Source organism: Streptomyces sp. NPDC043996 (assembly GCF_056435225.1).
Map to the genome: position 1 here is coordinate 122,432 of NZ_JBWKEY010000008.1, position 14,965 is coordinate 137,396.

Below are 14,965 nucleotides of genomic sequence, written 5' to 3' on the forward strand. Positions count from 1 at the left end.
TTCCACAGGGCTGAGAGCCAGCCCCGACCTGACTTAGCTTTACCTAACTGCCTTCACGCCACGCCCGCCACAGCCGCGCGTACCGGCCGCCAAGGGCCACAAGTTCGTCGTGGGTGCCCTGCTCCACGACGCGCCCCGCGTCCAGGACGGCGATGCGGTCCGCCGCCATCGCCTGGGTGAGGCGGTGCGCCACGAACAGCGTCGTGCGGCCCGCGCAGGCGGCGAGCACGGCCCGCTCCAGCTCCGCGGCGCCCTCGCTGCCCGCCTCGGCGGTGGACTCGTCGAGCACCACCACGGGCGCCCGGCGCAGGACCAGGCGGGCCAGGGCGACATGGGCGACCTTGGTGACGTCCAGGCGTTCGCCGCCCTCGCCGACCAGGGTGTCCAGGCCCTCGGGCAGCGCCTCGACCCAGCGGTCGGCGCCGACCGTGCGCAGCGCGGCCATCAGCTCGGCGTCGCTCGCGTCAGGGGCGGCCAGGCGCAGGTCGTCGGCGAGCGAGCCGGAGAACACATGGCTCTCCTGCGTCAGGATGCTCACCAGGGCCCGGGCCCCGGCCTCGTCGAGACCGGCGAGGTCGGTCGGGCCGACGCGGACCGATCCGGACTGCGGGGTCCCGATGCCCGCGATCAGCGCGGCCAGGGTGGTCTTGCCCGCGCCCGTCGCCCCGACCAGGGCGAGCGAACCGCCCGCCGGGATCGTCAGGTCGACGTCCCTGAGGACCGGCTCGTCGGTGTCGGGGTAACGGAAGGTCAGGCCCTCCACCGTCACCGGGTACGGCACCACCTCGGGCGGTGCGACGGCACCGTCGCCGACCAGGCGCTCCTCGGCGGGCTCGCTGATGACCCCGACCAGGCGGGTCAGGCTCGCGCCGGACTTCTGCGCCTCGTCGAAGGTGAACATGATGGCGCCGAGCGGCGTGAACAGGCGGTGGAACATCAGCGGGGCCGCCGACACCTGGCCGAGCGTCGCGGCGTCGGCCTCCAGGAGGGCGTACCCCACCACGATGATCAGGACGAGCCCGATGAACTCGGCGCGGTTCTCCCTGCCGACGAACCGGCCGAAGAAGCGGAACACCTCGATGCCGTAGGTGCGTACGCGCCACGACTCCTCGGTGACCCGCTCGCGGACGGAGTCCTCCAGGCGGTACGCCCGGACGGTGTCGATGCCGTTGAGGCCGCTGATCAGCGCCTGCGCGCGGTCGGCCTGGGCCATCCGCTGCTTGCGGTAGAGCGGCGCGGAGCGGGGCAGGTACCAGCGCAGGGCGAGCGCGTACGCGGGCAGGGCGCCCGCGCCCGCGAGGCCGAGCCGCCAGTCGAGGCCGAACATGCCCGCGGTGGCGATGAAGACCAGGACGCCCGCGGAGAACACCGTGGGGATGGCCATGCGGATGCCCTTGGACAGGACGGCCACATCGTCGCCGACGCGGGAGAGCACGTCCCCGCGGCCGACCTCCTCGACCCGGGCGCTCGGCATCCCGAGGACCGCCCGGACGGCGCTCTCGCGCAGCCTGGCCAGCAGGTCCGCGCCGAGGCGTCCGATGAGATAGGTCGAGACCGCGGTGGCCACCGCGCCGAGCAGCGCGGCACTCACCATCAGGACGCCGACCTTGAGGAGCATCGAGCGCGGTTCGCCCTCGACCACGCCGTCGACGACGCGGCCGAGCAGCAGGACGGGCAGCACCTGGAGCGCCGCCCCCGCCACCGTGCTGAGCACGGTGGCGACCGTCAGCCAGGGCACCTCACGACAGTGGGCCGTGACCCATCGGGTGGCCTCGCGTCCGGTCGCCGTGCGCAGGGTCGCCGCCTGGGCGACCCGGGTTTCGGTCGTGCTCACACCTAGTCGACCGACTTGACGAGCTCGTCGATGGCGTACGGCAGGGAGAGCAGGGTGCCCTGGGAGATGGCCGCGCCGACCGCCGGGCCCTCACTGTCGAGCAGGTAGGAGACCTTGTTCTTCTTCACCGCGTCCAGGTTGCTGAACAGCTTGGACTTCTTCAGCGCCTTGGTGTCCGCCGCGTCGTTGATGACGAAGATGCGGTCGGTGTTGACCAGGTCGATGCGCTCGGGCGAGAGCACGGTGAAGAACTTGCCGTCGGCGACCTTGTCGACCTTGGTCGTGTACTGGAAGCCCATGCCCGAAAGCAGGCGTCCGCGCACATCGGTGGAGGTGAACGGCGCGACGGAGTTCTTGTACCAGGACAGTGCGACGGCGCTGTCCTTGCCGAACTCGGGGTGGTCCTTCTTGGCCGCGTCCAGCTTGGTCTGGATGCCCTTGACCAGCTCCTCGCCCTTCTTGGCCTGGCCGAGCGCCTTGGCGATGTGGAGCGCGTTGTCCTGCCAGGGAGCGCTGAAGAGCTCCTTCTCGCCCTTGGTGCGGCCCACCGTCGGGGCGATCTTGGAGAGCTTGTCGTACCCGGCCTTGTCGATCTCGGAGTACACCGCGATGATCAGATCAGGCCGCAGGGCGGCGATCTTCTCGTAGTTGGGGCCGGAGTCACCGTTCTTCATGATGACCTCGGGCTTGGCGTCGCCCCACCTGTCCTTCACCCACGGCCACTGCGTGTTGATGTCGGGGCTCTTGCCGGACGGGTTCGGGTACTGGTCGGTCATGCCGACCGGCTTGGTGCCGAAGGCGAGGACGGCCTGGTCGTCGGTGTAGCCCACGGTGACGACCCGCTTGGGGGCCTTGGTTATCTTCGTGGATCCGAACGCGTGCTCCACGGTGACCGGGAAGGTTCCGGCGGCGGCCGCGGGCGCGTTGTCGTCGCTCGCCTTGTCCGACTCGTCCTTGTCCGAGCCGCAGGCCGCGAGGAGGCCGACGCCGAGTGCCGCGGCGGAGATCGTGGCCGCGAGGCGCCGCCAGGGCCGCCGGTGGAGCGTCGTTCGATGGAGGTGCATCCCGAGATCCCTTGCTTTCACGCCGTCCGGTGCGCCCCGGTCTTAGGGCAGCCAAACCTTATCCTGCGAGTTGAGGTAAGCCTAGCCTTACCCCTAACTTGTGTCTGTGACGAATCAGTCCAGGTGGACATGTGTGCGACCGATCGGCACGATCAGCGGCCGGTCGCCCACCGGGTCGTCAACCACCATGGCGCGCAGGCCGAACGCCTCGTGCAGCAGCTCGGCGGTGATGACGTCGCGCGGATGCCCCTGCGCGAGGATCGACCCGTCCTTCATCACGATGAGGTTGTCGCTGTAGCGCGTGGCCAGGTTGAGGTCGTGCAGCACCATGACCACGGCGCAGCCCGACTCGTGCAGGTCGTCCACCAGGTCGAGCACGTCGATCGCGTGCGCCAGGTCCAGGTACGTGGTGGGCTCGTCCAGGAGCAGCAGGTCGGTGCCCTGGGCCAGGGTCATCGAGATCCACACGCGCTGGCGCTGCCCGCCGGAGAGCGCGTCCACGGGCCGGTCGGCCAGGTCGGCGACGCCGGTCATGGCGAGCGCGCGCCGCACGACGTCGGCGTCGTCGGAGGACCACTGGCGCAGCCAGCTCTGGTGCGGATGGCGGCCCCTGGCGACCAGGTCGGCCACGGTGAGCCCCTCCGGCGCGACGGGCGCCTGCGGCAGCAGGCCGAGCTTCTTGGCCACGTCCCTGGTCTTGAGCCGGGCGATGTCGTCGCCGTCCAGGACCACCGATCCCTTGGTGGGCTTAAGCAGCCGGGAGAGGGTCCGCAGCAGGGTCGACTTTCCGCAGCCGTTGGGGCCGATGATGGTGGTGATCACCCCGGGCGGTATCGCCACGTCGAGATCGTCGATGACGGTCCGGGCGCCGTACCCGACGGTGACGCCCTTGGCCGTCAGGCGCGAGGTGTCATCGGCCCCGGATGCGATCTCGGTGATGTACTGCGCGACCACAAGCCCCCCTCATGCAGTTAGGTGTGCCGTATTTAGGTTTGCCTCAGCTTCGTTCCCGCTCTTTTTGTACCAGCTATCTGAGGTTCGCCCGCACCAGCAGGTACACGAGGAAGGGGCCGCCGATCGCGGCGGTGACCACGCCGACGGGCAGCGTGATCGGCAGCGCGGTCCGCGCCACCAGGTCCGACCCGATGAGCAGCAGCGCGCCCGTGAGGCCCGAGGCCACCAGGGGCGGGGTGGGGCAGCGCGCCAGGCGCATCGCCACCTGCGGGGCCACCAGGGCCACGAAGGGCACCGGGCCCGCCGCACTGACCGCGACGGCGGCAAGCAGGACCGCGCACAGCAGCAGGACCGCGCGCACCAGGCCGTGGCGGACGCCGAGCCCGGCCGCGACCTCGTCGCCGAAGTGCAGGGGCTTGAACTGGAAGGCGGCGCACCACACGACGGCCAGGAGCGCGAGCGAGCACCACAGCGCCACCCACACCTCGTCCCAGGTGCGGTTCTCCAGCGAGCCGACCAGCCAGGCCTGGGCCCGGGCCACGTCCCTGATGTCGGCGGTGACGAGCAGCCAGGAGGTGATCGCCTCCATCACGGCGCTGACCGAGATGCCGATGAGGATGAGCCGGAAGCCGTCGACGCCGCGCCGCCAGGCCAGGAAGTACACGAGCAGTCCGGTGGCGAGGCCGCCCGCGAGGGCCGCCGCGGACAGGCCCACGGAGCTGACGACGGCCGCGGTGGCCCCGCCGGACACGGTCACCAGGGTCACCGCGACGACGCTGGCGCCTCCGGTGATCCCGAGGATGTCCGGGCTGGCCAGCGGGTTGCGGGCGAGGGACTGGGTGAGCGCGCCCGACACCCCGAGGGCGACGCCCACGATGAGCCCGGCGAGGGCCCGGGGCAGGCGCAGGTCCATGATGATGAACTCGTCGACCGCCTCGCCGTGGCCGAAGAGGGTGGCGACCACCTGGGGCAGGCCGATGGGGAAGTCGCCGACGCTGATGGTCAGGCAGAACACCAGGAAGGTGGCCGCCGCGAGGACCAGCGTGACGAACGCGACCCAGGGCCGCCACACGAACGACATCCCGCCGAGCCGTACGCCCGGCGCCACCGCTGCCTTCACTTCGGTCCCGCTCATGTCGCTTCCGCCCCGTTCATGCGTTCTTGAACTTTCCGCGCCACACCAGGACCGCGAAGAACGGGGCGCCGAGGAGTGCGACGACGACGCCCGCGTCCAGCTCGCCGGGCCGCACCACGAGCCGGCCCACGATGTCGCAGACCAGCAGGACGACGGCGCCGAGCAGGCCCGCGTACGGCACCAGCCAGCGGTAGTCGGGGCCGGTCAGATAGCGGGCCACGTGCGCGACCATGAGTCCGAGGAAGGCGATGGGGCCGCAGGCCGCCGTGGCCGCGCCCGCGAGCAGGGTGATGGCGGTGATGCCGAGGGTGCGGCTCAGGGCGATGTTCACGCCGAGCCCGCGGGCCACGTCGTCGCCCAGGTTGAGCAGGTTCAGGGCGGGCAGCGTGATCAGGGCGAGCAGCAGGCCGACCGCCACGAACGCGGTGACCGGCCAGATGACCTCGAAGTCGACGCTGGCGACCGAGCCCGCGTTCCAGAACCGCTGCGCGTTCAGCGACTGCTGGTCGGAGAGCGCGACCGCCGTGGTCATCGCGGCGAGGAACACCGTGATGCCCTGTCCGGCGAGGACGAGCGTGAGCGGGTTGCCCGCCCCGCGGCCAAGGCTCGCGAGCCCGAACACGACGACGCCGGCGAGGGCCGCCCCCGCGAAGGCGAACCACACGTACTGGAAGGGGTTGGAGAGTCCGAACACGGCGATCACCGAGACCACCGCGAACGACGCGCCCGCGTTCACGCCCAGCAGGCCGGTGTCGGCGATGGGGTTGCGGGTGTAGCCCTGGATGAGGGCGCCGCCGACACCGAGGGCGATGCCCGCCACGACCGCGAGCACCGTCCGGGGCACCCGCACCGTCTGCACGATGAGTCTGATCTCGTTGAGCCGCTGGTCGGAGTCCGCGCCCGCGAAAAGGCCGTGCCACACCTCGGCAGGCGTCAGGGACCGCGCCCCGACCGCGAGCGACACCGTCGCCGTGATCACGAGGAGCGCCGCGAGCGCCACCAGACCCACGAGCCGCCGCTGACGGACGGTCACCACCCCGGGCGCGGGGCGCTCCACTGCAGTCGTGCTCATGTCGAAGTACGTTATCCCTTGATCCACAGGGGTGATCCACAGGGCACTCACGGGGCCCGCGGGCACACCCGCGCGAGCACGCCCGCGGACAGGGCACGCCATGGAGTTTAGGTGAGCCTAAGCTAAACCTGCTGGGGTGTCGACAGGACAAAACGGATTACTTTCCGCCGACCGCCCATCAAGTACGGCATCCCACCCCACACATTGAAAACTAAGGTAAGCCTTGCTTTACTGGCGCCGGACAATCCCTGCCCTGAGGAGGAACCCCATGCGGGTCGTCATGTTCGGCTATCAGACCTGGGGGCATCGCACCCTTCAGGCCCTTCTGGATTCCGAGCACGACGTGGTCCTCGTCGTGACACACCCCAAGAGCGAGCACGCCTACGAAAAGATCTGGAGCGATTCGGTCGCCGATCTCGCCGAGGCGCACGGCATCCCCGTACTCCTGCGCAACCGCCCGGACGACGAGGAGCTGTTCGAGCGCCTGAAGGAAGCCGACCCGGACATCATCGTCGCCAACAACTGGCGGACCTGGATCCCGCCGCGCCTGTTCGGCCTGCCCCGCCACGGCACGCTGAACATCCACGACTCGCTGCTGCCCAAGTACGCCGGCTTCTCGCCGATCATCTGGGCGCTCATCAACGGCGAGTCCGAAGTGGGCGTCACCGCGCACATGATGAACGACGAGCTGGACGCGGGCGACATCGTCGGGCAGGAGGCGGTGTCGATCGGTCCGAAGGACACCGCGACCGACCTCTTCCACAAGACCGTCGACCTCATCGCCCCGGTCACCGTCGCCGCCCTCGGCCGCATCGCGGCCGGGGAGACGGAGTTCACACCGCAGGACCGGACGCAGGCGAGCTTCTTCCACAAGCGGTCCGACGTCGACACCCGCATCGACTGGGGCTGGCCCGCGGAGGACCTGGAGCGCCTGGTCCGCGCCCAGTCCGAGCCGTACCCGAGCGCCTACACCTTCCACAAGGGCAAGCGCCTCGAAGTCCTCGCGGCCGTCGTGTCCGAGGCCCGCTACGGCGGCACGCCCGGCCGGATCTTCTACCGCGAGGGCGAGGGCGTGGTGATCGTCGCCGGCGCGGACGCCCGCACCGGCCGCAACCACGGCCTGGCCATCACGCGCGTGCGCACCGAGGACGGCCGCGAGATGGCTGCCGCCGAGTACTTCACGTCCATGGGCGGCTACCTCACCAACCGCCCCTGACGGTGGTCGCGCCCCGTAGGGGCGCGGGGAACTGCGCGCTCAGCCACGGGCGAAGCCGCAGACGCGTCTGCGTGGTCACGCGGCAGACGCGGCTGCGGCTGTTCTCAGGCTGGTCGCGCAGTTCCCCGCGCCCCTACGGGGCGCAGGTGTCTTACGGCGCCATCTCGTACGCCCCAGCCAGCGCGGCGACCCGGTCCCACACCCGGGCCGAGCGGGCCTCGTCCACGACCGGGCGCCGGACGGCGCCGAGCGCCCAGCTCTGCTGGGCCTCGGTGGCGGAGTCCTTGCCGTGCAGTTCCACGGCGTACGCGGAGAAGTCCCGTACGAGCACGGCGAAGAGCTCGTCCAGCACGTCCTCGTCCAGGCCGGTCAGACGGGCCTGCTCCAGGATCAGCTGGCCGTGCACCACGAGCGCGAACAGCTGGCCGATCGCGAGCAGCAGATCGAGGTCGCGGCTCTGCGCCTCGTCCGGGGCGGCCGTCGTGACGAACTCGCACAGGGCGTCGGCCTGTTCGCGCAGGCGGGCGACGTTCCCCACGGAGGCGTACGCGTCGTAGGCGGTGCGCCAGTCGTGGAAGCGGATGGCGCCGAGGCCCCGCGCCGGTCCCTGGCGGAAGAGGAAGTCGTCGTCGGTCGCGTCCAGGCGGGTCGGCACGGGCGCGTACTCCACCGGGTTCAGCAGGTGGTTGCCCATGAACTTCAGGATCAGGGCCAGGTTGACGTGGACCGTGCCCTCCAGCTTCGGCAGGCCCCGGATCTCGGTGGCGGCCTGGGCGAAGTAGGTGTCCTTCTCGAAGCCCTTGGCCGCGATGACGTCCCACATCAGGTCGATGACCTTCTCGCCCTCCGTGGTCACCTTCATCTTCGTCATGGGGTTGAAGAGGAGGTAGCGGCGGTCGTCGGGCCCCGCGGAGCGGAAGTAGTCCACGGCCCGGTCGCTGAACAGCTTCATCCCGACGAGCCGGACGTATGCGTCGGTCAGCTCCCGGCGCACGTGCGGGAAGGCGGTGACGGGGCGGCCGTAGAGGATCCGGTTGTGGGCGTGCGTGACGGCCTCGTACATCGCGTGCTCGCAGATGCCGATCGCGCCGGTGCACAGGTTGAACTTGCCGACGTTGACGGTGTTCAGGGCGGCGTCGAAGGCGGCGCGCCCGGTGTGCAGGACGTCGGCGGCGGTGACCGGGTAGCTCTCCAGGCGGAACTCGCTGACGTACTTCGAGGAGTCGACGACGTTCTTGACCAGGTGGTACGCCTCGTGGCGGCTGTCGGCGGCGAAGAAGACATAGCCGTCGGGGCCCTCGACGTCGGTACGGCGGCCGAAGACGGAGACCAGTCCGGCGGCGTTGCCGTTGCCGATGTAGTACTTGGAGCCGGTGGCCCGGAAGCCGCCCTCGCCGTCGGGCTCGAGCAGCATGTCGGTGGAGTAGATGTCGGCGCCGTGCGCCTTCTCGGAGAGGCCGAAGGCGAACACCTCGCCCTGGGAGAGGAGTTCGGCGGCGCGGGCGCGGGCGGCGGCGTTGTCGCTCTGCCAGACCGGGCCGAGGCCGAGGATGGTGACCTGCCACGCGTACCAGTAGTCGAGCCCGTAGAAGCCGAAGATCTCGTTGAGGGCGGCGATGCGGGCGGTGTCCCAGCGCTTGTCCGACTGCCCGTCAGAGTCGGCGGCCGGGGTGAGGAAGGTCGCGAAGAGGCCTTCCTTGGCGGAGAACTCGAGGAAGTCGGCGAGCCAGGCGCGGGAGCGGTAGTCCTCGATCAGCCTGCGCTTGCCGCGCTCCTCGAACCAGGCGACGGTCGCGCGCAGCAGCCTGCGCGTCTCGGGGTCGAAGTGCGTGGGGTCGTAGGTGGTCGGGTGGAACAGCAGCGGGTCGGCCATGGCTCTTCGCCTTTCCGGCTCGGGAGAGATCGGGAGAGATCGGGAGAGAGGGTGTGGATGGTGGGTGCTCGGCGGCGGCTCAGCGCTCGGGGGCGAGGCCGCGCAGGGTGGCGATCACGTCGTCCAGCCAGGCGAGCGTCATGCGTTCGTACGCGATGCCGCCGCGCAGCACGACGTGCTGGAGCTCCTGCCCGGCGTCGAGCGGCGCGGGGGCCTCGGGCCCGGTGAAGTCGCGCCGCTCCCCCGCGAGATAGCGCGCGAGCCGGTCGGCGTGCGCCATGCGGTGCCGGTCGACCTCGTGGATCAGCGCGGCCGGGTCGTCGAAGGCCGCGCCGCGGATCTTCACGGCGAGCTCGTGCCGGACGCTCTCGGGCTCGATCGGCTCGTGCAGCCACGCGGAGAGCGCGGTGCGCCCCGCCGGGGCCACGGAGTACTCCTTCTTGTCCGGCCGGTCCCGCTGCGCCACCTCGCGGACGTCGATCCAGGCGTCGCTCTCCATGCGCTTGAGGACGCGGTAGATCTGCTGGTGCGTGGCGGCCCAGAAGTAGCCGATGGACCGGTCGAAGCGCCGGGCCAGCTCATAGCCGGAGCCCGGCTGCTCCAGGAGGGAGACGAGAATCGCGTGCTCGAGCGCCATGCCCGAAGTTTTCTATGCAACTCGTTGCATAGACAAGCGGCACCGGCCAGGTGAGACGCGGCTCACCCGGGCGCGGTCCCGGCGGCCGTCAGCGCCGTGCCGCCGGGCCGGCCCCGGCGGGGACCTCCAGGATCCGGCCGTCGACACCGGCCCGGTAGAGCTTGCCCGCCGAGAAGCCGGCCTCGCCGCGCCCGTGGACGACCTGGGTCGACAGGCGAAGGCCCGAGGCGACGGCGCAGAAGGCGTCCCCCTCGGCCCGCCAGAGCTGGCCCGACGCGTGCGTGGTGACCAGCGGCCGCCCCGCGCCGTCGAGGGTGAGCCCGTCGGGCAGGGCGAGGACGTCGGAGGGGGCGGCGGAGATCCAGCGGCGGGGGTGCGCGGGGTCGTCGACAGCGATCCGGTACAGGCCCGGGGCGACGGTGGTCTGGACGACGTACACCTGGCGTCCGTCCGGGGAGACGGCGATGCCGTTGGGCTGGGGCACCCGGGCCCAGGCGGGGTCGACCCGCCCGTCGGGCGTGACGCGGCCGATGCTCCGGCCGCCCAGGGTCGTGGTGTACACGGTGCCGTCGGGGGCGAGGGCGACGCCGTCGATGCCGCCGAGCCCCGAGGCGTACGTGCTGACCTCGCCGGACTCCGGGTCCACGAGCAGGAGTTTCGACACCGGGAGGAAGTCGCCGGTGAGGGAGTGCACGAGGTCGTTGCCGGTGCCGACCAGGAGCCGTCCGTCGCCGCGCACCACGATCCCGCCGTTGGCGCCGACGTTCCCGGTGAGGGCCACGGGGGTGCGCCCCGGCGCGTCAATGCGGTAGACGCGGCCGGAGAAGTACGCGGTGGCGAACATCCGGCCCTTGTCGTCGACGGCGATCGACTCGACCCAGTCGGGTACGCGGGCCACCTGCACCGGTGCCCCCGATCCCGTGCTCGCGCAGGCCGGTGCCGCGTGCGCGGGTCCTGGCGCGAGCACGCCCGCGGCCACGGTCAGCGCGACCACGGCCAGGGCGCGGCCCGGGCCGCGCACCACCGCGCGGAGCCCTCGGTTCGCCTTCGCCTTCATGGGGTCCTCTCCGTCGCCGGGCGGGTTACCGGCGAGTATCGGGGCGGTGGTGCGGCGGCACCAGCCCCGCCCCGGCTATTGACCGGAAATCAGGGCCCGGGCAGGGCTCCGGACACCGGCGCCGCGCCGGGGTCGTCTTCGCCGTCCGCGTGCCGCAGGACCCAGTCGTCGAGGTCGAGCGCGGCTTCCCGGGGGTGGTCCAGGGCGAGCGGCCGCCACCAGCTCGCGTCGTCGCGCGCCTGGCCGGGGTCGCTCAACTCCGCTCGTACGCGGGCCTCGGCCCGCCCGTAGCGCTCGCTCGCCGTGCGCGGGGGTACGTCCAGGACGTCGCCGATGAGCTGCCAGTCGGCGCCGCCAAGGCGCTCGTACGCGACGGCGGCGCGCAGCAGCCGCGCGGCGGCCGCGCACACCTGGGCGGCCTCGGCAAGGGCGGCGCCCGGGTGGCGCGGGCTCCCGTCGGGGCGCAGCGCGTGGGCGTCCACCGGGACGGCGGCGCGGGCGAACTCGCTGAACGCGTACGCCTCGTAGGCCACCAGGAGCCTGGCCCGCCGCGCGTCCGGACGGCGGGCGGCGCCTTCGCCGCCCGGGGTCTCGCCTTCGGTCATGTCGGTGGGCTCCGGCTTCGGTTCGTGCCGCGGGGTCCGGCCGCGCGCGGCGTCAGGCGCGCACGAAGTACAGGACGGTCATGGTCACGGCCGTGGTCAGGATGACGCCCCGCAGCAGCCGTGCGGGCAGACGGCGGCCGAGGTGGGCTCCGGCGTAGCCGCCCGTGACGGCGCCGGTCAGCATGGCGGACAGGAGCCACGGGGTGCGCAGGGCGTCCGAGGCCACGAGGAACAGCGCGGTCGCGGTGAGGTAGACGGCCGCGAGCTGCACGGTGCGCATCGGGTTGCTGACCGCGGTGTCGAGGCCGAGGCCGATGCTCCACAGCGCCATCATCATGATGCCTACGGCGCCGCCGAAGTATCCGCCGTACAGGGCGAGGAGGAACTGCCCGGCGAGCACGGACCGGGGTCCGAGAGCGAACGGGCGGCCCGTCGAGGCGCTCAGGAGCCCGGAGAGGCGGCGCCCGCACGCGAGGACCGCCGTGGCGAAGGCGAGCAGCCAGGGCACGGCCGCGTCGAAGGAGGCCGCGGGGAGCACCAGGAGCGCGGCGGCTCCGATCCCGCCGCCGATCGCGCTGACCGTCGTGAGGGCCTTCGTGGACACCGTCCCGACCGGCGCCAGGTCGCGTCGGTACACCCACGCGCTGGCCAGCGTCCCGGGGACGAGGGCGACGGTGGCGGAGGCGTTGGCCGTCACCGGGGGCACGCCGACGGCCACCAGGGCGGGCAGCGCCACGAACGTGCCACCGCCGCCGAGGGCGTTCAGCGTCCCGGCGGCCGTACCGGCCAGGAGGACCCACAGCAACTCGGTCACCCACCGAGCATCGCCCCGTGACCACCCGCCCCACAATGCGCGATCGGCGCACCCAGCCTAAGGCTGTGCCATAGGCTCGGGCGGGTGCGCTACGACCTGGACGACCTCCGGCTCTTCCTCGGCATCGTGGCCGAGGGGTCGATCACGGCGGGCGCGCGCCGACTGCACCTGAGCCTGCCGTCGGCCAGCGCCCGGGTCCGCGCCCTCGAACGGCACGCCGGTGTGGACCTGTTGGTCCGCGGCCGCCGGGGCGTGCGGCCCACGCCCGCGGGCACGGCCCTGGCCCGCCACGCCCGCGACGTGCTCACGCACACGGCCCGCCTGGAGAGTGCCGTCGCCAGCTACGCCCGCTCCCCAGCGGCTCCGCTGACCCTGCTGAGCGGTGGTTCCGCGATGCACCGCCTGGTGCCGCGGGCGCTGGTGTCGTTCCTGCGGGAGCATCCCGACGCCGACGTCGCGGTGTCGGAGAGCCGTACGCCCCACACCGTGCGGACGCTCGCGGACGGCGAGGCGGACCTGGGGGTGGTCGTCGACGACGAGGCCCGCGACTGCGGTCTCGCCCTGGAGCCCCTCGGCGACGACTCCCTGGTGGTGATCGGCCAGGCGGGCGGGGTCCTCGCCGGGCGCACCGCCCTGACGTACAGCGAGGTCGCCGAGCATCCGCTGGTGGGCCTCGACGCGCAGTCGTCGCTGCGCCGCTGGATCGAGAGCCACTTGGGGCCGCACGCCCCGGCGGCACGCCACCGCACCAGTGTCGCCAGCCTCAGCACGCTGGTCGCGCTTGTGGTCGCCGGGGTGGGGCTCGCCGTCGTGCCGCGCCGGGCGCTCGACCCGCACCAGGCGCTCGACGTGTGCGCGTTGCGGGAGCCCTGGGCCCGTCGGCGGCTGCTGCTGGCCTGGGGCGTCACGGAGGGTGCCCCGGCGGCAGCCGCCGAGGCGCTCGCCGAGCATCTGCGGCGGGCGGCACGGGCGGAGCCGTCCTAACCGCCCGGGCCGCTCAGGCCTTTGGGGCCGGTCCCTCCGCTCAGTGCCGCTCCGCCGCCGCCAGTTCATCGAGGGTCGCGGTGAAGCCCTTCCAGGCGGACTCGGTGTCTTCGGTGTGCTGGTGCTCGGCGCGGAACCACGCCGCGAACTCCGCCACGTCCAGCAGGCTCCACCGCAGCCGGTACAGCGCGAGCGCGTCCGCGTCCGGGGTCCGGCCGGTCAGTTCGGTGTAGCGGCCGAACGCGGGCGGGACGGCCGGGTCGGCGGGGTCGGTCATGAGCAGGGAGAGGTCGCGCTCGGGGAGCGCGAGTCCCACCGTGTCCCAGTCGACCAGCAGGAAGCCGTCAGCGCCGAGGATCAGGTTGCCCGGGTGCGGTTCGCCGTGCGTGACGACCAGCGGCGCCCCGCGCCGCCGCACCCGCGCGGCCAGGTCCGCGAATCGCGCGAGGCGGGCGCGGAGCGACTCCTGGTGCTCTACGAGGAGGGCGCGGGCGGGCTCGGCGCGGGGGCCGCCCGTCCAGGGCTCGTCCAACTCGGTCAGTGCCGTACGGAGGCCGGACAGGCCAGCGGGCTCCACGCGGGTCGGCGGGGTCGTCTCCGGCGGCGTGGCGCCGTGCAGCGCGGCGAGCAGGGCGAGCACCTGGTCCCGCTCAGCGGGGGCGAGGCGCTGCCCGAACTCGCCCGTGCGGCCAGGGACATGGGGGAACACCGTCACGGCGTACCGCGCGTCCAGGGCGACGACCGAGGAGCCGTCGGCGGCGGTCAGCGGCGCCACGGCGAAGCGCAGCCCGGCGCGCTCCCGCAGGGCCAGCGCGGCGTCCATGGCCTGCCGCAGCCCGTCGAGCGCCGCCGCGGGACCCAGCCCGCAGTGCTCCTTGTGCTCCAGGTCGGACACGGTCACGAACCAGCGGCGGCCGTCGGCACCGATGACCTGCCAGTGGTAGTCCCCGAACCCCACCGGCGCGTAGGTCACCGTCGACGGGGACACGCCGAACTCGCTCAGGGCTTGCCGGAGGCGTTCTTCACTGAAGTCTTCAGGGCGATCCCGCATCGGTCCACGCTATCAACTCGCGTGGCTGGCAGGATGGTTGAGGCTGTGCGATACGTGTGTGCCGGGGGCGGCCCGGCGGTGGGATTCCGCCGGGCCGCCGGTGGTGTCGCGACGGGGTCAGCCGGTCGGGTTGATCTTGGTCCAGGTGAAGGCGACCTTGTCGCCCGCCTTGATGTGCAGCTGGCAGCCGCCGACCTGCGTGGCCACGCCGTTGACGGCGATGTTCCAGTAGTACGCGTTGCCGCCGTTGTGGCCGCCGATGGTGGTGACGAAGTAGTCGTCGAACGACGGGTACCAGGTGCCGTCCCAGGTGAAGCCCTGCTTCTTGGCGGCGTCGTCGAGGGCGGCCGTCGGGGTGGGTCCGGCCGTGGCGTTGGCCTCGTTGTTGGTGCCGTCGCACTTGTGGGTGCCGCCGGACGCGGTGGTGACGGAGTGGCCCTTGGTGGTGACGCTGCCGTTGAAGAGGTTGCCGCTCGGGCCCTTCACCGTGACGGTCACCTTGACCGCCGTGTTGGCGGCGGCCTTCGCGGGGGCCGCGTCGGCGACCGGGGTGACGGCGAGGGCCAGGCCGAGGGCACTGGCGACGAGAGCGGCTCTTCGGGTGAGCGACAGGGCCGAGGTCTTCTTCATGGGGGTTCTCCTTGCGTGAACACTGAGATGAGATGCGGT

14 protein-coding genes are annotated in these 14,965 nt (G+C 72.2%); 2 read left to right on the top strand and 12 right to left on the bottom strand.

The genetic code is table 11. The features are described 5' to 3' along the window. Positions 1-43: 43 nt before the first annotated feature. From AC07A4_RS22040 to AC07A4_RS22060, 5 genes are all read right to left on the bottom strand, one after another. Positions 44-1,834: an ABC transporter ATP-binding protein gene (locus AC07A4_RS22040; RefSeq protein WP_478601244.1), complete on the bottom strand. Its 1,791-nt coding sequence runs from the start codon at positions 1,832-1,834 to the stop codon at positions 44-46. 2 nt (positions 1,835-1,836) lie between these two features. After that, positions 1,837-2,898 (bottom strand): iron-siderophore ABC transporter substrate-binding protein, encoded by a 1,062-nt coding sequence (locus tag AC07A4_RS22045; protein WP_478601246.1) that lies wholly within the window; start codon positions 2,896-2,898, stop codon positions 1,837-1,839. Between the two features lie 114 nt (positions 2,899-3,012). Then, complete coding sequence (locus AC07A4_RS22050) at positions 3,013-3,852, bottom strand: ABC transporter ATP-binding protein (RefSeq protein WP_478601248.1); 840 nt, start codon at positions 3,850-3,852, stop codon at positions 3,013-3,015. 73 nt (positions 3,853-3,925) lie between these two features. Next, positions 3,926-4,987 (bottom strand): FecCD family ABC transporter permease, encoded by a 1,062-nt coding sequence (locus AC07A4_RS22055; RefSeq protein ID WP_478601251.1) that lies wholly within the window; start codon positions 4,985-4,987, stop codon positions 3,926-3,928. Positions 4,988-5,003: 16 nt separating this feature from the next. Then, positions 5,004-6,059: a FecCD family ABC transporter permease gene (locus AC07A4_RS22060; protein ID WP_478601253.1), complete on the bottom strand. Its 1,056-nt coding sequence runs from the start codon at positions 6,057-6,059 to the stop codon at positions 5,004-5,006. 268 nt (positions 6,060-6,327) lie between these two features. Between AC07A4_RS22060 and AC07A4_RS22065 the strand changes: the two genes are divergently transcribed. Continuing rightward, on the top strand, positions 6,328-7,275 hold the full coding sequence (locus tag AC07A4_RS22065; protein WP_478601255.1) for a methionyl-tRNA formyltransferase: 948 nt from the start codon (positions 6,328-6,330) through the stop codon (positions 7,273-7,275). Positions 7,276-7,426: 151 nt separating this feature from the next. Here AC07A4_RS22065 and AC07A4_RS22070 read toward each other — a convergent pair whose 3' ends face one another. The 5 genes from AC07A4_RS22070 to AC07A4_RS22090 all read right to left on the bottom strand — a co-directional run bounded on the left by AC07A4_RS22070 (position 7,427) and on the right by AC07A4_RS22090 (position 12,261). Next, positions 7,427-9,148, bottom strand: a complete 1,722-nt coding sequence (locus tag AC07A4_RS22070; protein WP_478601257.1) for an acyl-CoA dehydrogenase family protein — start codon at positions 9,146-9,148, stop codon at positions 7,427-7,429. 79 nt (positions 9,149-9,227) lie between these two features. Next, positions 9,228-9,785, bottom strand: coding sequence for a PadR family transcriptional regulator (locus AC07A4_RS22075; protein ID WP_478601259.1), 558 nt, complete (start codon positions 9,783-9,785; stop codon positions 9,228-9,230). A gap of 88 nt (positions 9,786-9,873) precedes the next feature. Further along, positions 9,874-10,842: an SMP-30/gluconolactonase/LRE family protein gene (locus AC07A4_RS22080; protein WP_478601261.1), complete on the bottom strand. Its 969-nt coding sequence runs from the start codon at positions 10,840-10,842 to the stop codon at positions 9,874-9,876. An 89-nt stretch (positions 10,843-10,931) separates the two neighbouring features. Beyond that, positions 10,932-11,447, bottom strand: coding sequence for a hypothetical protein (locus AC07A4_RS22085; RefSeq protein WP_478601263.1), 516 nt, complete (start codon positions 11,445-11,447; stop codon positions 10,932-10,934). A gap of 52 nt (positions 11,448-11,499) precedes the next feature. Then, on the bottom strand, positions 11,500-12,261 hold the full coding sequence (locus AC07A4_RS22090) for a sulfite exporter TauE/SafE family protein (protein WP_478601265.1): 762 nt from the start codon (positions 12,259-12,261) through the stop codon (positions 11,500-11,502). Between the two features lie 84 nt (positions 12,262-12,345). On the opposite strand from AC07A4_RS22090, the gene AC07A4_RS22095 reads away from it, so the two are divergent. Further along, a complete protein-coding gene (locus tag AC07A4_RS22095; RefSeq protein ID WP_478601267.1) occupies positions 12,346-13,245 on the top strand; it encodes a LysR family transcriptional regulator in 900 nt (299 codons plus the stop codon). Positions 13,246-13,285: 40 nt separating this feature from the next. On the opposite strand, the gene AC07A4_RS22100 is transcribed toward AC07A4_RS22095, so the two are convergent. Together AC07A4_RS22100 and AC07A4_RS22105 are read right to left on the bottom strand one after the other, a co-directional pair. Next, positions 13,286-14,296: a phosphotransferase gene (locus AC07A4_RS22100; protein WP_478601269.1), complete on the bottom strand. Its 1,011-nt coding sequence runs from the start codon at positions 14,294-14,296 to the stop codon at positions 13,286-13,288. A gap of 117 nt (positions 14,297-14,413) precedes the next feature. Then, positions 14,414-14,926: a DUF4430 domain-containing protein gene (locus AC07A4_RS22105; protein ID WP_478601271.1), complete on the bottom strand. Its 513-nt coding sequence runs from the start codon at positions 14,924-14,926 to the stop codon at positions 14,414-14,416. Between the last annotated feature and the right edge of the window lie 39 nt (positions 14,927-14,965).

Bases quoted from the DNA above. Each gene is read 5' to 3' on its own strand.
- AC07A4_RS22070 (WP_478601257.1), bottom strand. From the start codon at position 9,148: ATGGCCGACCCGCTGCTGTTCCACCCGACCACCTACGACCCCACGCAC.
- AC07A4_RS22045 (WP_478601246.1), bottom strand. From the start codon at position 2,898: ATGCACCTCCATCGAACGACGCTCCACCGGCGGCCCTGGCGGCGCCTC.
- AC07A4_RS22065 (WP_478601255.1), top strand. From the start codon at position 6,328: ATGCGGGTCGTCATGTTCGGCTATCAGACCTGGGGGCATCGCACCCTT.
- AC07A4_RS22055 (WP_478601251.1), bottom strand. From the start codon at position 4,987: ATGAGCGGGACCGAAGTGAAGGCAGCGGTGGCGCCGGGCGTACGGCTC.
- AC07A4_RS22080 (WP_478601261.1), bottom strand. From the start codon at position 10,842: ATGAAGGCGAAGGCGAACCGAGGGCTCCGCGCGGTGGTGCGCGGCCCG.
- AC07A4_RS22075 (WP_478601259.1), bottom strand. From the start codon at position 9,785: ATGGCGCTCGAGCACGCGATTCTCGTCTCCCTCCTGGAGCAGCCGGGC.
- AC07A4_RS22060 (WP_478601253.1), bottom strand. From the start codon at position 6,059: ATGAGCACGACTGCAGTGGAGCGCCCCGCGCCCGGGGTGGTGACCGTC.
- AC07A4_RS22105 (WP_478601271.1), bottom strand. From the start codon at position 14,926: ATGAAGAAGACCTCGGCCCTGTCGCTCACCCGAAGAGCCGCTCTCGTC.
- AC07A4_RS22085 (WP_478601263.1), bottom strand. From the start codon at position 11,447: ATGACCGAAGGCGAGACCCCGGGCGGCGAAGGCGCCGCCCGCCGTCCG.
- AC07A4_RS22100 (WP_478601269.1), bottom strand. From the start codon at position 14,296: ATGCGGGATCGCCCTGAAGACTTCAGTGAAGAACGCCTCCGGCAAGCC.